At 71.9% G+C, this 19587-nt stretch carries 20 protein-coding genes and 1 pseudogene; 2 read left to right on the forward strand and 19 right to left on the reverse strand.

Annotation, left to right across the window (positions count from 1 at the left end; genetic code table 11):
- Positions 1-46 precede the first annotated feature (46 nt).
- Positions 47-874 carry a 30S ribosomal protein S2 gene (gene rpsB / locus ACWCXH_RS29820; protein WP_449804591.1) on the reverse strand — a complete coding sequence of 276 codons (828 nt, stop codon included), beginning with the start codon at positions 872-874 and terminating at the stop codon, positions 47-49.
- 594 nt (positions 875-1468) lie between these two features.
- Here rpsB and ACWCXH_RS29825 point away from each other — a divergent pair.
- A pseudogene (locus tag ACWCXH_RS29825) lies at positions 1469-2008 on the forward strand (murein hydrolase activator EnvC family protein); the annotation flags it as partial.
- A gap of 96 nt (positions 2009-2104) precedes the next feature.
- Here ACWCXH_RS29825 and ACWCXH_RS29830 read toward each other — a convergent pair.
- The 18 genes from ACWCXH_RS29830 to proS all read right to left on the reverse strand — a co-directional run bounded on the left by ACWCXH_RS29830 (position 2105) and on the right by proS (position 18418).
- Positions 2105-2692 (reverse strand): TetR/AcrR family transcriptional regulator, encoded by a 588-nt coding sequence (locus ACWCXH_RS29830; protein ID WP_449804625.1) that lies wholly within the window; start codon positions 2690-2692, stop codon positions 2105-2107.
- Between the two features lie 152 nt (positions 2693-2844).
- Entirely contained in the window at positions 2845-3639 is a 795-nt protein-coding gene (gene whiG, locus ACWCXH_RS29835) for an RNA polymerase sigma factor WhiG (RefSeq protein ID WP_449804626.1), read from the reverse strand.
- 657 nt (positions 3640-4296) lie between these two features.
- A complete protein-coding gene (gene dprA / locus ACWCXH_RS29840; protein WP_449804592.1) occupies positions 4297-5469 on the reverse strand; it encodes a DNA-processing protein DprA in 1173 nt (390 codons plus the stop codon).
- Positions 5466-7184, reverse strand: coding sequence for a YifB family Mg chelatase-like AAA ATPase (locus tag ACWCXH_RS29845; protein WP_449804593.1), 1719 nt, complete (start codon positions 7182-7184; stop codon positions 5466-5468). Before ACWCXH_RS29845 ends, dprA begins: the two co-directional genes overlap by 4 nt.
- A gap of 1 nt (position 7185) precedes the next feature.
- Entirely contained in the window at positions 7186-7686 is a 501-nt protein-coding gene (locus ACWCXH_RS29850) for a YraN family protein (RefSeq protein ID WP_449804594.1), read from the reverse strand.
- A 168-nt stretch (positions 7687-7854) separates the two neighbouring features.
- Complete coding sequence (locus ACWCXH_RS29855) at positions 7855-8181, reverse strand: DUF2469 domain-containing protein (protein ID WP_329929696.1); 327 nt, start codon at positions 8179-8181, stop codon at positions 7855-7857.
- 55 nt (positions 8182-8236) lie between these two features.
- On the reverse strand, positions 8237-8710 hold the full coding sequence (locus tag ACWCXH_RS29860) for an NUDIX hydrolase (protein WP_449804595.1): 474 nt from the start codon (positions 8708-8710) through the stop codon (positions 8237-8239).
- A 112-nt stretch (positions 8711-8822) separates the two neighbouring features.
- Positions 8823-9578 carry a signal peptidase I gene (gene lepB / locus ACWCXH_RS29865; RefSeq protein WP_449804596.1) on the reverse strand — a complete coding sequence of 252 codons (756 nt, stop codon included), beginning with the start codon at positions 9576-9578 and terminating at the stop codon, positions 8823-8825.
- A gap of 145 nt (positions 9579-9723) precedes the next feature.
- Complete coding sequence (gene lepB, locus ACWCXH_RS29870) at positions 9724-10725, reverse strand: signal peptidase I (protein WP_449804597.1); 1002 nt, start codon at positions 10723-10725, stop codon at positions 9724-9726.
- 240 nt (positions 10726-10965) lie between these two features.
- The gene (lepB, locus tag ACWCXH_RS29875) at positions 10966-11718 is read right to left on the reverse strand and encodes a signal peptidase I (RefSeq protein WP_449804598.1); all 753 of its coding nucleotides are present in this window, start codon (positions 11716-11718) and stop codon (positions 10966-10968) included.
- 154 nt (positions 11719-11872) lie between these two features.
- Entirely contained in the window at positions 11873-12751 is an 879-nt protein-coding gene (gene lepB / locus ACWCXH_RS29880) for a signal peptidase I (protein WP_449804599.1), read from the reverse strand.
- Between the two features lie 77 nt (positions 12752-12828).
- A complete protein-coding gene (gene rplS, locus ACWCXH_RS29885) occupies positions 12829-13179 on the reverse strand; it encodes a 50S ribosomal protein L19 (protein WP_063347674.1) in 351 nt (116 codons plus the stop codon).
- Between the two features lie 154 nt (positions 13180-13333).
- A complete protein-coding gene (gene trmD, locus ACWCXH_RS29890; RefSeq protein WP_449804627.1) occupies positions 13334-14152 on the reverse strand; it encodes a tRNA (guanosine(37)-N1)-methyltransferase TrmD in 819 nt (272 codons plus the stop codon).
- 26 nt (positions 14153-14178) lie between these two features.
- A complete protein-coding gene (gene rimM / locus ACWCXH_RS29895) occupies positions 14179-14799 on the reverse strand; it encodes a ribosome maturation factor RimM (RefSeq protein WP_449804600.1) in 621 nt (206 codons plus the stop codon).
- Between the two features lie 154 nt (positions 14800-14953).
- A complete protein-coding gene (locus ACWCXH_RS29900; protein WP_402224709.1) occupies positions 14954-15193 on the reverse strand; it encodes an RNA-binding protein in 240 nt (79 codons plus the stop codon).
- Positions 15194-15195: 2 nt separating this feature from the next.
- Positions 15196-15624, reverse strand: a complete 429-nt coding sequence (rpsP, locus tag ACWCXH_RS29905; protein ID WP_045700219.1) for a 30S ribosomal protein S16 — start codon at positions 15622-15624, stop codon at positions 15196-15198.
- A gap of 394 nt (positions 15625-16018) precedes the next feature.
- Entirely contained in the window at positions 16019-16597 is a 579-nt protein-coding gene (locus ACWCXH_RS29910; protein WP_049650398.1) for a hypothetical protein, read from the reverse strand.
- Positions 16598-17005: 408 nt separating this feature from the next.
- Positions 17006-18418, reverse strand: a complete 1413-nt coding sequence (gene proS, locus ACWCXH_RS29915) for a proline--tRNA ligase (protein ID WP_449804601.1) — start codon at positions 18416-18418, stop codon at positions 17006-17008.
- A 354-nt stretch (positions 18419-18772) separates the two neighbouring features.
- On the opposite strand from proS, the gene ACWCXH_RS29920 reads away from it, so the two are divergent.
- Positions 18773-19477 carry a class I SAM-dependent methyltransferase gene (locus tag ACWCXH_RS29920; protein ID WP_449804602.1) on the forward strand — a complete coding sequence of 235 codons (705 nt, stop codon included), beginning with the start codon at positions 18773-18775 and terminating at the stop codon, positions 19475-19477.
- Positions 19478-19587 lie beyond the last annotated feature (110 nt).

Genomic DNA, 19587 nt, shown 5'->3' on the forward strand with positions numbered 1-19587 from the left:
GCACCTACCGGCGTCGTACCGGCGGGTGCCCCTCACCCTTGGTACGTCAGGCCTGCTCGGCCGGAGCCTCGGCGGCGGCGGGGGCCTCCTCGGCCTTCTTCTCGCCCTCGATGAGGTCCTTCTCCCAGTCGGCCAGCGGCTGGTCGGCGCCCGGCTCGGCCTTGGCGTCGCCCTTGGCAACACCGGCGCGGGCCTTCAGACCCTCAGCCACGGCGTCGGCGATCACACGGGTCAGCAGGGTGACGGAGCGGATCGCGTCGTCGTTGCCCGGGATCTTGTAGTCGACCTCGTCCGGGTCGCAGTTGGTGTCGAGGATGGCGACGACCGGGATGTTGAGCTTCCGGGCCTCGCCGACCGCGATGTGCTCCTTCTTGGTGTCCACGATCCAGACGGCGCTGGGAACGCGCTGCATGTCGCGGATACCGCCGAGGGTCTTCTCCAGCTTGTCGTGCTCGCGCTGGAGGACCAGGAGCTCCTTCTTGGTGAGGCCGGAGCCGGCGACGTCCGAGAAGTCCAGCTCGCCGAGCTCCTTCAGGCGCTGCAGGCGCTTGTAGACGGTCGAGAAGTTGGTCAGCATGCCGCCGAGCCAGCGCTGGTTCACGTAGGGCATGCCCACGCGGGTGGCCTGCTCGGCGATGGCCTCCTGGGCCTGCTTCTTCGTGCCGACGAAGAGGACGCTGCCGCCGTGGGCAACGGTCTCCTTGATGAACTCGAAGGCGCGGTCGATGTAGTTCAGCGACTGCAGGAGGTCGATGATGTAGATGCCGTTGCGCTCGGTGATGATGAAGCGCTTCATCTTCGGGTTCCAGCGGCGGGTCTGGTGACCGAAGTGGACGCCGCTCTCCAGCAGCTCCCGCATCGTGACGACGGCCATAGCCGTTCTCCTCAGGTGTTACGGCCCGGCTGTCGCGCAGCCCACCGCGGGGCTCGCGCGGTGGCGCTCCCCGTTCGGCGACTGCGTATACGGCCGGGTCAGGCTCGGTTTGTCCGTGGCGGCCAGGTGACAGCCACGCCTGACGCCCCGAACGTGCCGAGCCGCTTCAACCCGCTCGGTCGGGGACCGGGGCGGGCTCGGCGGACCGAGCGGCACTCGCACCTGGCGGGGCGGCGGCGGAGCCGCATCCATCCACCGGTGGCGGGGCGTGCGAAGTCGACCCGGCGGACCGGGTCGCGTGTGAAGTGTACGGGAAGCGCCGAGTGGCGGGCGACTCCGCAGCTGGCGGAGGGGCCGAGAAGGGGCGGCCGCGGCACGGCGGGAGGCGCGGTGGAGGCGCGACGGAGGCTTCCCTGGCGCAGTCCGGAGCGCGGGTCGGCGGGACGTCCATGGCGGTGGCCGACGGTGCTTTTACACCGGACGGCGGCGTTCGTACACCCGTCAGGGGGATGCCGTTCGTCCACGAGGGCGGTTTGTCCACAGGAATCCCGAAGGGGGTGGTGTGGGCGCTTCGCTGCCGGAACGCTCGGGCGCATGACTGCTCGCGCTGGGGTTCGTGGGGTGTCGGCCGTGGTGCTGTGCGCCGTGGCGGTGCTCGTTCTCTTGGGTGCTTTCGGGGTTCGCGCTTTCGGGGCTTCCGCCGCGTCGGAGCGCCTGGGTTCCGGCAGTGGTTCCGGAGACGGGGTCGATGCCGGCCGGGCGCGTGGGCGTGCGTGGCCGGTGGGCGGGCCCGGTGGAGTGCTCAGGCGGTTCGTGGCACCGCCGAAACCGTGGTCCGCCGGGCACCGGGGCGTGGACCTGGCTGCCCCGGCCGGGGCGGAGATCCGCGCTGCGGCCCCGGGAGTGGTCGCGTTCTCCGGGCTGGTCGCGGGCCGCCCGGTGGTGACGGTGGCACACCCCGGCTCGGGGACTCCCGCCCTGCGGACCACCTATCTGCCGGTCACCGGCAGTGTGCCCGTGGGCAGCACGGTCGACGCCGGGCAGGTGATCGGGCGGCTCTCCCCACTCGCCGCGGACGGGCGGCACTGTGCGGGGCGGGCCTGTCTGCACTGGGGCCTGCTGCGCGGCGACCGCTACCTCGACCCGCTCGCCCTGTTCGGCGTGGGCGCGGCGCGGCTGCTGCCGGTGGGCGCCCCGGCGCGGCCTGGGCGACTGGTGCCAGTCGGCGGTTCAGTCGCGGCAGAGACCGTGCAGAGCCATCGCGACGGCGGCGTCGGCGATCTGCTCGGGGCTCTCGGCCGTGGCCCCGGGCATGGCTCCGGCCGCCGCCAGTTGCTCGCCGTGGCGGACGGCCGCCTCGACGATCCCCTGGAGCAGTGCCGCGGTGAGCCGCGGCTGGGTGTGGCCCAGATCTTCCAGGGCTTGGGTCACCAGGCCGACCAGCGTCCCGTGCGCCACCCGGATCCGCTCGCGCGCGGCCTCGTCGAGCTCCAGCGCCGAGATCGCCACGACCGCCCGGTGCCGCGGATCGGCGGCGAGCGCCAGCTGGCCCCGGACGTACGCCTCGACGCGGCCGGTCGCCGTGTCGCAGCTCTCCATCCCGGCCTCGATCTCGGCCGCCCAGAGCGGGAAGTCCACCTCGCACAGCGCCTCGACCACCGCGGCGCGGGAGCGGAAGTACTCGTAGACCGAGGAACGCGCCAACCCGGTCCGCGCCGCGAGGGCGGGGAAGGTGAGCCCCTCCATGCCTCCCTCGGTGAGCAGGGTGCGGGCAGCGTCGAGGAGGGCTGCCCGCTGCAGCTGGCGATGCTCGGCCACCGTGGCCGCTCGGATCTTCGGCACGGTCCCACTGTACGGAGACCTACACGCGGCGGATACGGCGCCGCGCAAACCTCGGGAAGCCCGGCCCGTACCGCGCGCTCGAGCGACCGGATGCCGACGCCGATCCGGGCACAGGCTGACTACCAGCGCTATCGGATGTCCGACAGCTTGGCGCGCAGTTGGAGGACGGACTTGGTGTGGATCTGGCTCACCCGGCTCTCCGTGACCCCGAGGACCTGCCCGATCTCGGCGAGGGTGAGGCCCTCGTAGTAGTACAGCGTCACCACCGTCTTCTCCCGTTCCGGAAGCGTGTTGACCGCTTGGGCCAGCAGCCTGCGCAACTCCCGGTCCTCGGCCACCTCGACGGGGTTGTCCGCACCGTGGTCCTCCAGGGTGTCCATCAGGCTCAGCCGGTCGCCGCCCTCCCCCACCGGGTGCAGCAGTTCGTCGAGCGCCACGACGTTGGCGAGGGACAGCTGGCTGAAGATGGCGTGCAGGTCCTCGATCGCGATGCCCATCTCCGCCGCGACCTCAGGCTCGTGCGGGGTGCGGCGCAGCCGCGCCTCCAGCGTCGCGTACGTCCGCTCGACCGCCTTGGCCTTCTGCCGCACCGAGCGCGGGATCCAGTCCAGCGCCCGCAGTTCGTCGATGATCGCGCCGCGGATGCGGCTGATCGCGTAGGTCTCGAACTTGATGGCGCGGTCGACGTCGAACTTCTCGATCGCATCGATCAGCCCGAAGACCCCGGAGGAGACGAAGTCGGCCTGCTCGACGTTGGACGGCAGGCCGACCCCGACCCGGCCCGCCACGTACTTGACGAGCGGTGAGTAGTGCAGGATCAGTTGCTCCCGCAGCCGCTGGTCGCCGGTCTCCTTGTAGGACCGCCAGAGTTCCTCCAGTGCGCTGCGCACGGAGTTCCCGTGCTCCGGCCCACGGCGGGGCAAAGGCGCGGACGGGGGCCACGGCGGCGGGGCCGGGGTCTGCGATCCGGGCCCGGGCGGCGGCGCCGGTGGTGGCACCGCCTCGGGCGCCTCCGTGGCGACACCCGCACTGGCCGGCCCGTCGGCGGATGCCCCGATCCGCGCGCCAGAACGGACCGCGACCTCGCCGTCGGTGCCGGCATCAGCCCCGCCGCCGGCGTCGGCACCGGCACCGGCGCTGGCACCGCGGACGGTGTCGCTGCCGCCGACGACGTCGGCGGACTGGCCGGGCACCGACGCCGGCCGGCCACCCTGCCGCGACAGGCCCCCCATCGCCCCCGTCGCCTTGGGCGGGTACTCGGTCACGGCGCGCCGCTCGGTGCGCGGTCCTCCCGAGGACCGGGCGCCACCGGTCACTCTGTGTCCGGGAATGTGTGTGGGCATGCGTTGATCTGCGCCGTTCTGCCGAGTCATGTGCTGATAGGGAAGGCATGTGGAGCGTAGCGTGACCGACTCGCTGCAATGCGCTACCGCCACCCGGTCGTCCCTCGATCCGGTGGCGTTCTCGTCACCGGATCCGGGCACCCGTAGTGGACGAACCGGTTCAGCAGGTCAACCCCCTAGCGCCCGTCACCCCTTCTTTCAGCTGTCCTCAGCACATCCGTTCAACTCTCTTCGCGGTCACCTCCTCCACACGATTCGCCAATGCGCGCCGTGCCGCTCCACGAAGCCGAGCGACCCCAACTCGTAGAGCCGCTGGAGCACTTCGTCCGGCGGGAGCCCCGACTGCCGGGCCAGCCGCTCGACCGGCGCGCCCTCGGCCGTTGCCGGTACGGCCTCCAGCACGCGTGCCACGGGCGGCTCCAGCAAGTCCCGCGGCAGGACCGGCCCCGTCCGCGGCGGCGCGAGGTCGTCCCCGATCGCGCCGATCAACTCGGTCACCTCGGCCGCGTCGGTGACGAGCGTGGCGCCGCCACTGCGAATCAGGGCGTGCACCCCGGCCGAGAGCTCCGAGGTGACCGGGCCGGCCACGCCCATGGTGTGCCGGTTGAGGTCGCGCGCCCGTCTGGCCGTACTCAACGCGCCACTGCGCACGGCCGCCTCCACGACCACGGTGCCCCGGGTCAAAGCCGCGATGACCCGGTTGCGCAGCACGAAGCGGAAGCGGTTCGGATGCTCCCCGGGCGGGAGTTCGCTGACCAGGAGCCCCTGGACACCGATCCGCCGGATCAGTTCGGCGTTGCCCTTCGGGTAGGCCACGTCGACCCCGCAGGCAAGGACGCCGATGGTCATCCCACCCACCGCCAGGGCTCCGCGATGGGCTGCGGCGTCGATTCCGTAAGCGGCCCCGGAGACCACCACCCAACCCCGCTCGGCGAGTTGGGCCGACAGTTCGCCCGCGACATGCGCGCCATACGCCGTGCAGGCTCGGGAGCCCACCACCGCCACCGAGCGGAGGGCCAGCAGGCGCAGTGACCCGGTACCGGTCGTCCAGAGCCCGATCGGCCGCCCGTCGCCCAAGTCGTCCAGTTGGCTGGGCCATTCCGTGTCCCCCGGAATGATGAAGCGTCCACCGCAGGCTCGTACCCGTTCCAAGTCCTCGGCCGGGTCCAGACCGGGGAGTCTGGCCTGGTAGCCGACCAGGCGGGGCCCGTCGAGCCCGGGGTGGTCGGGCACGGCGCCGTCCCGGATCGCCTGGACCACGTCGGTGGCGGCGAGTCGGCGGAGCCAGCGGCCGACCACCGCGTCCCCGGGTTCGCTCAGCCGGCTGAGGAGTGCCCGGGCGAGCCGCTCGGGCTCAGGTTGCGCAACCGCTGGGGACGGCTGCTGGGGGTTCGCCATCATCCCGTTCATGCGTCACCGTCCTCGTTCGCCGGGCACTGGTCGCGGGTTCCCTCGCCCCGACCGGACGGGCCCCTTCCGGAACCGCTCCGCTGGGCGGGGACGCTCTTGAACCGCCCGAAGACGCGCTCGGTCAGCGGAAGGCCGTGCTCGCCCCCGGTGCGCAGGACCAGCGCCGTACGCACGTCCCGCTGGTCCGGACGGTCCCGTCCCGCGAGATCCGCAACCGTCCAGGCGACCCGGAGCACCCGGTCCAGGCCCCGGGCGGTGAGCAACCCCCGCTCCAACTGGTGTGCGGCGTCGGTCAGTGCGCCAGGGGCGAGCTGCCATCGCGTCCGCAGTTCATGCCCCGGGACCTCGGCGTTGACCCGCCACGGCGTGTCGGCCAGCCGGGCAGCCGCCCGTTCACGCGCGACCAGCACCCGGGCCGCGATGACCTCGGTGGTCTCCGCCGTGCTGTCCCGCTCCATCAACTCGACCCTGGTCACCGGGGCCACCTGGACCTGGAGGTCGACCCGGTCGAGGAGCGGCCCCGACAGCCGGCCCTGGTAGCGGCTCACCATCGCCGGGGTGCACTCGCACCCCTCGCCCCGCCGTGAATGCCGGCCGCACGGGCAGGGATTGGCGGCGAGACAGAGCAGGAACCGGGCCGGGAGCCGGAGCGATCCGGCCGAACGCGCGATCACCACCTCGCCCGACTCCAGCGGTTGCCGCAGCGCGTCGAGCACCCGGACCGGGAATTCCGGTGCCTCGTCCAGGAACAACACACCCCGGTGGGCCAGCGACACCGCGCCCGGCCGGGGCAGGCCGCTGCCACCTCCGACGATCGCCGGCATCGTGGTCGAGTGGTGCGGGGCGCAGTACGGGGCACGGTCGATCAGCGGACGGCCTGCCGGGAGCAGGCCCGCCACCGAGTGCACCGCGGTGACCTCCAGCGCCTCCTTCTGTGTGAGCGGTGGGAGCAGCGAGGGCAACCGCTCGGCCAGCATCGTCTTGCCGGCCCCCGGCGGCCCCTTCAGGTACAGGTGGTGTCCTCCGGCGGCGGCGATCTCCAGGGCCCGCCGGGCCTCGTACTGGCCGGCCACGTCGGCCATGTCGAGGCGGGACGCCTTGTCGTCGGGCAGGCCCCGCACAGCCGCGCTCGGCAGCATGAGCCCGGCCATCAGGGGATCGGGGCGGCCCCCGATCGAGTCGGGCGGCTCCTCGGGCGCGGGCACGCCGGTGAGGACGGCGAGCAGTTGGCGCAGGCTGCGGACGCCGATCACCTTCACCCCTGGGACGAGCGAGGCCTCGGCCGCCGTCTGCTCCGCAACGACGACCCGCTCGTACCCGGCGTCGGCGGCGGCCAGCACCGAGGGCAGCACCCCGCGGACGGGCCGCACCCGGCCGTCCAGCCCCAGCTCGCCGATGATCAGCAGGTCGGCGATGGCCGACGGGTCCAGCCGCTCGGCGGCGGCCAGGACCGCGCAGGCGATCGCGAGGTCGAAGCCACTGCCGCTCTTGGGCACGGAGGCGGGGCTGAGGCCGACGGTCAGCTTGCGCTGCGGCCACACCTCGCCGCTGTTCACGACGGCCGCGCGCACCCGGTCGCGAGCCTCGGACAGCGCCTTGTCGGGCAGGCCGACCAGGGTGAACGCGGCCACCCCGGGCTCCAGATCGGCCTGGACCTCGACGATCACCCCGTCGACGCCGACCAGCGCGACGGAACAGGTACGGGCGAAGGCCATGTCAGACCACGCCCCGCAGGTGGTCCACCGAGGCCGCGCCCCGGAGCCGGTTGATGACCGCCACCAAGTCGATCCGGACCCCGCCCGGCGGGGCGGGCGGCCACTGCGGATCCGCCGGCCCGGGGTCGTACCCGGGCCCGGCCAGCTTCGCGAAGTGCCCCGGCCAGCGCTCGGCCATCCACCGCTCGGCCAGCCGGTGCAGTCGGGCGGCCTTGGCCTGGTCGATGGCCTCGGTCGGCTGCTGGAAGCCCCGCTCGGAGCGGGTCTTCACCTCGCAGACCGCCACGGTGTCGCCGTCGAGAGCGACGATGTCCAGCTCGCCCTCGGCGCAGCGCCAGTTGCGGTCCAGGATACGGAGCCCGGCCTCGGCGAGACGGCGGGCGGCGACCTGCTCGCCGTAGCGGCCGAGGCTGGTCTTGCTCGGCCCGTCGGGCCCGGTCCGGCGGGCCTTCCGCGTGGTCGTGCCCTGCGCGGTCGGGTTCTGTACGGTCGTGTTCTGCACGGTGACCACCTCCGCTGTGGAGGTTGTACCGCCGTGCTCGGCAGGACCCGGTATTTCCCTTTTCCTGTGGACAACTCGAGCCTGTGGATAACTTTCGTCACCCGCAGGAGTGAGAATCCCCGATTACGCGAAATTCCTCTGGACAACGCGGAACCGGGCGGTCCAACGTCAGTTCCCGAAGCCGGCGTCGTCCGAGGGCAGCTCCAGATCGCTCTTCGCGAGTTCCTCGATGTTCACGTCCTTGAAGGTCAGCACCCGGACCTTGCGGACGAACCGGGCCGGCCGGTACATGTCCCAGACCCACGCATCCGCCATCGACACCTCGAAGAAGACCTCGCCCTGGACCGAGTGCACCTGCAACTCGTAGTCGTTGGTGAGGTAGAAACGTCGCTCGGTTTCGATCACGTACTTGAACAGGCCGACGACGTCCCGGTACTCCCGGTAGAGCTTGAGCTCCATCTCGGTCTCGTACTTCTCGAGATCTTCGGCACTCATCCAGGCGTCCCCTCAACTTGTCGCGTCCACCCATTGTGGACCACCGCACCCACGCTCAGAGCCGTACCGGAGTGACCGGCGGGCCCTCCGCCAGCAGCCGCTCCAGGAAGTCGGCCAGTCCGACGGGATAGACCGTCTCGGCGGTCTGCCTCAGTTCCTCGACCGTCCACCAGCGTGCCGCGAGCAGCTGGGCGTGTTCCTCGTCGCCCATGCCCGAGTGGTCGAGGCCCGTGGCCTCGGTCCGGGCCAGGTGGAACCACTGCTCCTGCTCGTAGCGCTGTCCCCGAAAGGAGAACGACACCGTGCCGTACCCCACCAAGGGCCCGAGCTCCACGCCCCGCAAACCGGTCTCCTCCGCGAGCTCCCGCGCGGCGGCGTCACACACGTCCTCCCCGGGTTCCAAACCGCCTCCCGGGGTGAACCACCAGGTTACGTCCGGCACCGCCGGGTCGGAGCCCAGGAAGAGGAGGACCCGGTCCAGCCCGTCCAGCAGCAGGATCCGCGCCGCCCTGCGGCGCTGTGCCGTCATGGCAGCTCTACACGCTCCTTCCGTTCGCATCGGTGGCGGTACCGATCCTGCCACCCGACACGTCCATCCGGGGCGATGTTCGACAGAGCGGCCCGGCCCGCGACGGACGCGCTCAGGATGCGCGCCCCCGACGAAGCCTGCGGGCCAGGCCCGCCACGCCGCCCACCGCCGAGGTGACGACGATCAGCGCCGCGCCGACGACGGTGGCCGCGGCCGCCGGAATCAGCGGTCCCGGCCCGGCGGCCCGCGGGCCGGCGATGCCGTCGAACGCCCCGGTCCGGGCGAACTCACCCATCCGGCCGAACGGCATCACGGTGGCCTCCACCCTGGCCTCGACGGCGTCGGCCGGGACGGTCCCGCCGTCGACCCCCAGGTGGGTGCGGGAGTCGAGCGAGACCAGCCGGTTGTCGCCGAGCAGGAACAGCCGGCCCTGCGGCACCGTGACGCTGAAGGCTGCGCCCTGCGGGCCCTGCGCCGCGAGGTAGGGCTCGTCGACGGGAGTGCCGTTCACGGTCAGCCGGCGGCCGTCCGCGGTGGTGGCGACGGTGTCCCCGCCCACCGCGACGACCCGCTTGACCATGAGCTCGCCGCCCCAGGCCTGGTCCTTGAAGACCACGACGTCGCCCCGCCCGACGGACCCGCCGTCGACCTTCCGGGCGAGCACGGTGTCCCCGATCTGCAGGGTGGGGGACATCGAGGCCGAGGGGATGTTGTAGGGCCGGTAGCCGACCGCGATGACGGCGAAGCCGCCGATCAGCAGCACCAGACCGAGCCCGATCAGGACACCCTGCACCACGGCGGCGGCCCGTTGGCGCGGCCGGGAGGGCGCCGACGGCCGGTCGGCGGTCTGTTCCACGACACTGCTCATCGACACCGTCCAGCTCTGACCTGCCGGAGCACGCCCCGGGTGCGCCGGAGGCGCAGGCGGAAAACCCGACGGGCCGTGGCACGTCCGAGCAGATTACTCGTCGGTACCACGGCCCGCGCAAGAGCTGGGGAGAACCCGGTGGAGCTCAGGACTCCTTACGGCGGTCCGCCCGGTTCCGCACCCGGCGCACCAGCGGGAGCAGGGCCACCGCGCCCGCCGCGCCGGCCACGGGCGGCACCAGGGGCACGCCCGCCTCCAGGCCCTTCTGGTCGAAGGTGCTCGGCACCGGCAGCGTCGCCCAGCGGTCGATCGGCCAGGCCACCACGAAGGCGCGTCCGATCACATCGTCCACCGGGACGGTCCCGCCGCCGGGCTGGTCCATGTGGAAGCGGGAGTCCAGCGAGTCGCCGCGGTGGTCGCCCATCACCCAGATCCGGCCCGGCTGCACCTTCACCGGGCCGAAGGACCGGTCACAGGGAGCGTTCCCCGAGAAGATGTACGGCTCGTTGAGCGCGACCCCGTTGACCTTGACCGGGCCGCCGCTCTCGCACTCGACGGTGTCGCCGCCGACCGCGATGACCCGCTTGATCAGGTCCTTCTCGTTGGCGGAGGGCATCAGGCCGACGAAGCTGAGGACGTCCTGTACCCCGCGGAAGAAGGAGTTGCTGCTCTGCTGGACGGGCTCGTCGTTCAGCCAGCCGCCCGGGTCGTGGAACACCACGACCTCGCCGCGCGCGGGCTCGGCCCCGAACCAGGGGGTCAGCTTGTCCACCAGAACACGGTCACCGACCTGCAGCGTGTTCTGCATCGACTCCGACGGAATGGAGAACGCCTGAACGAAGAAGGTCTTGATCACCAAGGCCAGGACCAGCGCGATGCCGACCAGGATCGGCAGTTCCTTCCAGAACGATCGCGGCTTCTTGTCCTCGTCGGAAGCCTTCGTCTCCGACTCGTCCGCCGGCCCGGTCCCGCCCCGGAGCTCCCCCGGGGTACCGTCCGTCCCGTCGCCCGGCTCGTCAGCGGACTGGGCCGCCGCGTCCTCGACCGAGGCCGACGGCGCTGCGGACTCGGCGGACCGGGCCGCCCGGCTGCCGGAGCCCTCGGGCTCTCCGGCGCCTGAGCGGGCGCCGATCACCAAATCCCCCACAACGTCTCCTCCCTGCTGTGCGGACGCCCGCGCGCCCGCGCTCGGAGTGCCGCACAGCGGGCACCACGCTCACTACGACCATGAACGCCTCAGGGCTGCCCACCACGGGCGCTCCTGACACCAGCACAGCCACGACACGCAGCCGGAACGTCCCGGCCACGCCTGCACTTCTCTATCACTCCAAGGCATCCGGCTCGCGATCCCACGCGCGCGACGCGGCGGGTCAGCAGTCCGCAGGGTCTATCGCCGAGGCCGTCCCGGCCTGCGAACGGCGAGCGGAAGGATGCCCAACACACCCATAACGAGCGGAGGTTCCATCGGAACCGGCACAACAAGCACCGAATTCGGCGTAGTTCCAGCGGCCTGCGGCGTGCGGGCCAGAGAGGAGAGTGAAATCGGCTCGTCAAGTTGATGGAAGCGGTCCAGCGGCCAGGCGATCACGAACGCCCGCCCGACCACACCGCTCAGCGGGATCGTGCCCTGGCCCGGATTTCCCATGTGGAAACGGGAGTCGGCGGAGACGTCCCGGTGGTCGCCCATGACCCAGAGCCGGCCCTGCGGCACCTTCACCTTGAAGGGCTGCCGGGACGGCGGGTTGCCGGGCGAGAGGTACGGCTCGTCCACCGGCGTGCCGTTGACGCTCAACCGCCCCTGCGCGTCGCAGCACTCCACGGTGTCCCCGCCGAGGCCGATGACCCGCTTGATCAGATCCTGCTCGCTGTCGGACGGCAGCAGCCCGACGAAAGTGAGAGCCTGCTTGGCACCACCCAGGATCGGACCGTCCTTGGACGACTTGTGGTCGTTCTCCAACCAACCGCCGGGATCCTTGAACACCACGACGTCTCCGCGCGACGGCTCGTTGCCGAACCAGGGGGTGAACTTGTCCACCAGCACCCGGTCCCCGACCTGGATGGTCTGTTCCATCGAGCCCGAGGGGATCACGAAGACCTGGATCATGAAGGTCTTCATCACCAGTGCCACCAGCAGTGCCACCAGGATGATCAGCGGGAACTCCCGCAACAGCGAGCGTTTGCGCCGACGGGCCGCACGCCGGGCGGTACGACGGCGATCGGCCCGACCGCGGACCGGAACGGCGCCCTCGGCTCCCTCCACCCCCGCGTCGGCCGGGCGGTCGGCCAGCCGGTCCCTACCTCTGGTCCCCATGACCACCCGCCCCCGCTGTCGCTGCGAAGGCCGCAGGCCGGTCCAGACTGCTCCAGTGCGCGATCGGGTAGACCACCCAGTCCGCCCGGCCGACCACCCTGCTCTCGGGCACGAACCCGCCGCCGGGCTCGCCGAGGTGGTCGCGGGAGTCCCGGGAGGCGCTGCGGTGGTCCCCCAACACCCACAGCTTGCCGGCCGGCACCACCACGTCGAAGGCCACGGTGGACGACTCGTCGCCCGGGGCGAGGTAGGAGGACTCGTCGATCGGCACGCCGTTGACGGTCATCCGCCCGCCCGGACCGGTGCTGGTCACGCGGTCCCCGCCGACACCGATCACGCGCTTGACGAAGACCGTGTTGCCGGCCGGGGCCAGCCCGAGGTCCCGGCCGAGGAAGCGCAGCCCGTCCCAGAACCCGGCCGGTTCGTCCGGTTCCGGCAGGAAGGAGCCCGTGCCGTCGAAGACCACGACATCGCCCCGCTGGGGGTGGCCACCGAAGGCGTAGGCGAGCTGGTTCGCGATCAACCGGTCGCCGGGGCGGAGGGTGTCCTCCATCGACCCGGACGGCACCGTGAACGGCCGTACGACGAACGCGTTCACCAGGAGCATCGACAACAGGCAGATGCCGGCCAGCAACAGGAGGTCCCGCGAGCGCGAACGCCCCGGCTCCCCACTGTCCGCGGCCCCACTGTCCGCGGCCTCGCCTTCGGCAGCCCCGCCGTCGACGGCCGCGTCGTCCGCAGCCGCACCCTTCGCAGCACCCCCGGGGACGGCCGCGGAAACGACCGCGGACCGCGACGGCGAGTCCGCACCGGTGGGTGCGGGACTGCCGTCGCGGTCCGCGGGTGGTTCGTGCGTGCTCATCGGGGGCTGAGCTTACCTTGCGGCAGCGGCGCCCCCGGGAGCGCTCCGATCCCCCGGCGAGGCCGGGGGCCGGTGGATCAGCGGTCGCGCTTCTCCTTGATCTTCGCGGCCTTGCCGCGGAGGTCACGCAGGTAGTACAGCTTGGCGCGGCGAACCGCACCGCGGGTCACGACCTCGATCTTCTCGACGACCGGGGTGTGCACCGGGAAGGTGCGCTCCACGCCGACGTTGAAGCTGACCTTGCGGACGGTGAAGGTCTCACCGACGCCCGCACCGTGGCGGCGGATGACGACGCCCTGGAAGACCTGGACACGGGAGCGGTTGCCCTCGATGACCCGGACGTGGACCTTCAGGGTGTCACCGGCGCGGAAGGCCGGGATGTCGCTACGCAGCGAGGCCGCGTCGACAGCAGCGAGCTTGTTGCTCATGTTGCTCTCCATCGCAGGCGCCACGGGCCGCCCACGGAAGTTCGTCGCAATGGGGTCTGCTGCGGGCCGCATCGGCTGGCGGCGATCCCCCCGTGGCGGGGGCGCCGGTCCACGTGACCCCTACGGAAGGGGCCCAGCGACAGACAGCAGCGGCCTATTCTTCCACACCCTCGGCCACGGACCGAAATCGGCCGAGCTCCTCGTCCCAGGCCAGTCCGAGCACGGCGAGTGCCGCCCGGTCCTTCTTGTCGAAGGCGCCGCACTGCCAACGCTCGACCAGATCGGGCCGGTTCGCCAGCGTACGGGCGAAGGCCTGGTCCCGGCGCCAGCGCGCGATCCGGCCGTGGTTGCCGCTGAGCAGCACGTCCGGCACCGTCCGGCCGCGCCACTCGGCGGGCTTGGTGTAGACCGGGCCCTCCAGGAGGTCGGCCATCGCACCGGGGGCGAAGGAGTCGTCCCGGTGGGATTCGGCGTTGCCGAGGACGCCGGGCAGCAGCCTGGCGATCGCCTCGACCATCACCAGCACGGCGACCTCGCCGCCGGCCAGCACGTAGTCGCCGATCGAGGCCTCGACCACCGGCATCCGGGTGGCCGCCTCCTCGATCACCCGCCGGTCGATGCCCTCGTACCGGGCGGGGGTGAAGGCCAGCCAGGGGCGGCCGGCCAGTTCCTGGGCCAGCTCCTGGGTGAACGGGCGCCCGCTCGGGGTGGGCACCACCAGCGTCGGCACCTGCCCCTCGGGCCCGGCGGCGACCACCGCGTCCAGGGCCTCGCCCCACGGCTCGGGCTTCATCACCATGCCGGGGCCGCCGCCGTACGGGCTGTCGTCGACCGTCCGGTGCACGTCGTACGTCCAGTCGCGCAGGTCGTGGACGTGCACGTCCAGCTGGCGGCGGGCACGGGCCTTGCCGACGAGCGAGATGTTCAGCGGCTCCAGGTACTCCGGGAAGATCGACACGACGTCGATCCGCATCCCGGTCTGGACGCCCTCGGCCGACGTCACTTCGTGTCCTCCCCGTCGGCCTCGCCCGAGCGGGTCTCCACGGAGTCGGTCTCGGCCGAGTCGGTCTCGGCCGAGTCGGCGTCGCGGGCACTGGCGACCTCGGCCTGCTCCGGATCGATCAGCCCGGCCGGCGGGGTGATCACGGCGCGCTGGTTCTCCAGGTCGATGGTCGGCACGATCTGGCTGACGAAGGGCACCAGCACCTCCGTCCCGTCGGCCTTCTTCACGGTGAGCAGGTCCTGGTACGGCAGGTGGACGACCTCGGTGAGCTCGCCGACCGGGGTGCCGTCGGAGAGCACCACGTCCAGGCCGATCAGCTGGTGGTCGTAGTACTCCTCCGGGTCCTCGGGACGCTCGTCCGGGTCGACCTCGGAGATCAGCAGGGTGCCCCGGAGCGCCTCCGCCGCGTTGCGGTCCTTGACGCCGGCGAAGCGCAGCAGCAGCCGCCCGCTGTGCACCCGGCCGGACTCGATGGTCAGCGGCCCGGCCGACGCGGGGTCGGTGAGCAGGACGGCACCCGGGCCGAGCCGGAGTTCCGGCTCGTCGGTGCGGACCTCGACACTGACGTCCCCCCTGATGCCGTGGGCGCGGCCGATCCTGCCGACGACGAGCTGCACGGTGATCGTTCTCCTGGAGTTCCTGAGCGAGACGGGAAGCGGCCCGCGCACGTGCGACGAGGCACGGGCACGGTGGCCGAATGCGAAAAAGGCCGACCGGGACGCCATGCGTCCCGGTCGGCCCCAAGCCCTGACGGCTGCACGGGCAGCTGCGTCAGCGAACGTTGTCCACGTCGACGAGGTCGACCCGGACGTTGCGACCGCCGAGGGCGCCGACCACGGTGCGCAGAGCGCGCGCCGTACGGCCGCCCCGGCCGATCACCTTGCCGAGGTCATCGGGGTGCACACGCACCTCGATGGTGTTACCCCGACGCAGGTTGCGCGAGCGCACCTGCACCTCGTCGGGGTGCTCGACGATGCCCTTCACCAGGTGGTCGAGGGCGTCCTCGATCACGATCAGGCCTCGGCGGCGGCGTCGGCCTCAGCCTCGGCCTTGTCCGACTTCTTGGCCTTCGGGGTGATGGCGACACCGGTGGTGGCGTCCTCGAAGCCGGCGACGGCCTTGGCGAACAGGTGCGAGAAGTCCTCGACCTTCGGCTCGGCGACCTTCAGCGGCGCCGGGGCCGGCAGGCCCTTGAACTTCTGCCAGTCGCCGGTCAGCTTGAGGATGGCGAGCACCGGCTCGGTCGGCTGGGCGCCGACGGACAGCCAGTACTGGGCGCGGTCGCTGTCGACCTCGATCTTCGAGGGGTTGTAGGTCGGCTGGTAGATGCCGATCTCCTCGATCGCGCGACCGTCACGCTTGGTGCGGGCGTCGGCGACGACGATGCGGTAGTGCGGGGAGCGAATCTTGCCGAGACGCTTCAGCTTGATCTTGACTGCCACGGGAGTGGATTCTCCTGGTGTTGACGTGGGTGAGCGATCACGTCACCGCGTGGGGTTGCGGTGCGGACCGTTCAAGGGACACGCCAGCCGTAGGAGAGAGGGGTCCTGCTCGGCTGCCGAGTACTCAGCTGTCCATTGTGCCATACCGGCGCGAACCGCCTTGACCTGGCCTCCCGAACCCGCCCCGCGGGGCCGGACCGGACCGGGAGCCCCCGCTCCCGGTCGAGTCCACTGATTCATCCACGAGTCTTCCGGTCACACCCGCCGGATCCGCTGCCCGCACAGCCGACCGCCGGGCCCCTGCCACCCGGTCACGCGACCCCGAACCGGTCACGTGAGCCCGATGGGCCCTGCTCTTCCGACTTTCCGAAGGTGCCTTCCGAGCGTGACGGGGTTACGCGATCTTGAACGGCTGCTGGCACGCGCCGCAGACGATGGACGCCTGCGCGAGCACCGACGGCACGACCCGGACGTTCCGCCCGCAGCCGCAGACCGCCTTGACCCGCACGCCGCCCCCGGAGGAGCCGTGCCTGGCGGCCGGCCCGCGGAAGGCGCGCGTCGCGCCGTCGCCGGCCACCGCCTCCTGGTGCGCGCCCAGGGCGCGGTCCAGACGCTCGATGGTCTCGGCGTACCGCTCCTGGGTCTCCTTGAGCATGGTCACCTGGGAGAAGCCGCTGCTCGCGTGCGGTTCCACCGGGTGCGCCAGACCGAGCTCGGAGGCGAGCATCAGGAAGCGCCGGTTGTGGTAGCGGCCGGCCCGCGAGGTGTCCCGGATGTCCCGGGCCGCGGCCAGGCCGTGGGCAGCCTCGTGGAGGAGCCGCTCGAAACCGAGCCGCGTGCCACAGGCCGAGGAGGACTCGCCGATCAGGGCCTCGGGCGAGGCCAGGTCGGGGAGGTCCTGGTGGTAGGCCTGGATGTCACTCCAGGCGGCGGCCAGTTCGGCCGCGAGGACGAGGGGCTGTGTCGTGCTCACGCTAGACCAACGATGGAGTGCGAGCCGATGTTCCGCCTGTTCCCGTTCTCCGGGAATTCCCAGGGAACTCCCAGGAATGCATGGTCGCGCGCGAATTGCGCGTTCCGGATCTGACGCAAGACCAACCCCCTACCGGTTTCGGCCCGCACAGCTCGGCGGGCCTGGTGAATTCCGTCCGGGGGCGGGCTGTTGCCCCCAAGACGTACGGCCCGCGGTCCCGCCGAGTTGACAGGGCCACGGGCCGTACACCGTACCGCTATTCCGTTAATACCGGCAGTTGACCGGCCAGTAGGGATGTTGCGAGTCCGGACCCGTCCGCGAGAGTTACCGGATTCTTACCACCCGCATTCCGGGCAAATGTTGCCGCTGCCGGTCATTGCCCACCACCGGTCGTACCGGCGGTCGGGATCAGTACGCGCGCGCGACGAGCGCGATATTGCCTTCCTGGTCGTCCGTCCGCGGCACCGAGCCGTCGGCGGCGACGATGCAGCGCACCGAGACGCCCTGCTCGGCCAGCTTGGCCTCGCCCTGCGGGCCGAGGTCGGCCCAGGACATCCGGCCCCAGCCGGTGGCGGCGGCCTCGACGGCCTCGTCGATGGTCTTGACGTCGACGGTGCGGGCCTCGCGGCGCTCGCGGGACTGGCGCAGCAGGAGCGCCTGGTCCTCGTCCAGGACGCCCGGGAGCAGCTCGGCCAGGCCGTCGATCGAGACCGGCTCCTTGCCGCCCGCGATGCGGCGGACCAGCATCGCGGTGCCGTTCTCCAGGTCGCGCGGGCCGACCTCGATGCGGACCGGCACGCCCTTGAGCTCCCAGTCGACCGCGCGGCGGCCGAACGGGGTGTCGGTGCGGTCGTCGACGACCACGCGGACGCCGGCGGCCTCCAGGCGGGCGCCGATCTCGCGGACCTTGGCGATCACCGCGTCGTCGCCCTTGATGGCGAGGACGACGGCCTGGACGGCGGCCAGGCGCGGCGGCACGCGCAGGCCGTTGTCGTCGCCGTGGGACATGATCAGGCCGCCGACCATGCGGGTCGAGACGCCCCAGGAGGTCTGCCACACGTACTCGCGCTCGGCGCCCTGGAGCTGGTAGGTGGTGTTGAACGCCTTGGCGAAGTTCTGGCCCAGCTCGTGGCTGGTGCCCATCTGCAGGGCCTTGCCGTCGCCCATCATGCCCTCGAGGGTGAGGGTGTTGATGGCGCCGGCGAAGCGCTCCTTGGCGGTCTTGCGGCCGAGCACGACGTCGATGCCGAGCACGTTGGTCATGAAGTCGCCGTAGACCTGGGTGTGGATCATCGACGCGTAGTCGCGGGCGTCCTCGTAGGTGGCGTGGGCGGTGTGGCCCTCCTGCCAGAGGAACTCGGTGGTGCGCAGGAAGACGCGCGGGCGCAGCTCCCAACGGACCACGTTGGCCCACTGGTTGATCAGCAGCGGCAGGTCGCGGTGGCTCTGCACCCACTTCGAGAAGTACTCGTTGATGATCGTCTCGGAGGTCGGCCGGACGACGACCGGCTCGTCCAGCTGCTTGCCGCCACCGTGGGTGACCACCGCGAGCTCGGGGGCGAAGCCCTCGACGTGCTCGGCCTCCTTGGTCAGGTAGGACTGCGGGATGAACATCGGGAAGTAGGCGTTCTGCGCGCCGGCCTTCTTGATCCGCGCGTCCATCTCCTGCTGCATCCGCTCCCACAGGCCGTAGCCGTACGGTCGGATGACCATGGTGCCGCGCACCGGACCGTTGTCGGCCAGCTCGGCCTTGTTGATGAGGTCCTGGTACCAGCGCGGGAAGTCTTCCGCCTGAGGGGTGAGAACGGGTGCCTTAGCCATGGCCCGAATGGTACGGGGAGCGGCCCCCTGACTTCGAATCGGTATCACACCCGCGGCCGACGGTCCCGACGGCCGGGGGACGGCCCCCGCCGGCAGCAGGGGGCGCACGACCGCGACACGCGCGCACCACCCTGCACCCCTCTGGACGCCGCGCCCGAGCCGCTGTTCGCTGGAGTGGGGCGGGACTTTGGGGGAGCCGTAGCAGCACACCGAAGGACCGGATGGGAGGCCGCGATGGCTTCAGCTCGGACGACCGGCACGACCGAACGACCAGCGGGCGCACGACCGCACCACCCGCACCCGCGGGGTACGTGGCCCGCGCGGGCGCGCGACTGGGCGGAGATCCAGGAACGCATGCTGGTACCGCTCTACGAGGCGGTCTACGACCGCCTGGAGGTCGGCCCGGCGAGCAGCGTGCTGGGCCTCGGCTGCCGCTCCGGGCTGGCACTCCTGCTGGCGGCCGGACGGGGTGCCCAGGTCGCCGGCCAGGAGCCGCGGGACGAGCTGCGCGAGCTCGCGCGGGGCCGTCGGCTGCGGGTGTGTGCGGGGACCCGCCCGGCCACCGCCCTCCCCCGCTCGGCCCATTCGCTGGTGACGGTCTTCGAACAGCTCCCGGCGAGCGCCGAGCCGCGCACGGTGGTCGCCGAGGCCGCCCGGCTCACGCTCCCCGGAGGGCACGTGGTGCTGGCCGCCTGGGGCCCGCAGGAGCGCTGCGAGAGCGCCGCGGTGCTGGACGTGGCCCGCCGGATGGCCGGCCGCAGCACCGCGCGCGACCCGTTCGCCCTGAGCACGCCGGGCGAGCTGGAGGACCTGATCGCCGCGACCGGCCTGCGCCCGGCCGGCAGCGGCCGGGTGAGCTGCCCCTTCGCCTACCCGGACCTGGACAGCGCGGTGCGCGGCCTGCTCTCCACCGGCCTGTTCGAGGCCGCCGAGGAGTTCTCCGGCGGCGCGCTGGTGGCCAAGGAGCTGGAGGAGGCACTGCAGCCGTACCTGCGCGCGGACGGGTCGGTCCGGATGGAGAACGTCTTCCGCTACCTGATCGCCGAACGGCCCCGCTGAGCCGGGCGACGTGGCGAACGAGCCGTAGCGACCAGGACACGGCGAAAGCGGCGACGCGGCGGGACCCGGTGCACCGAGGCGCACCTCCGACAGACGAAACCGGGGGCGCC

The sequence above is a fragment of the Kitasatospora sp. NPDC001660 genome (assembly GCF_053596725.1).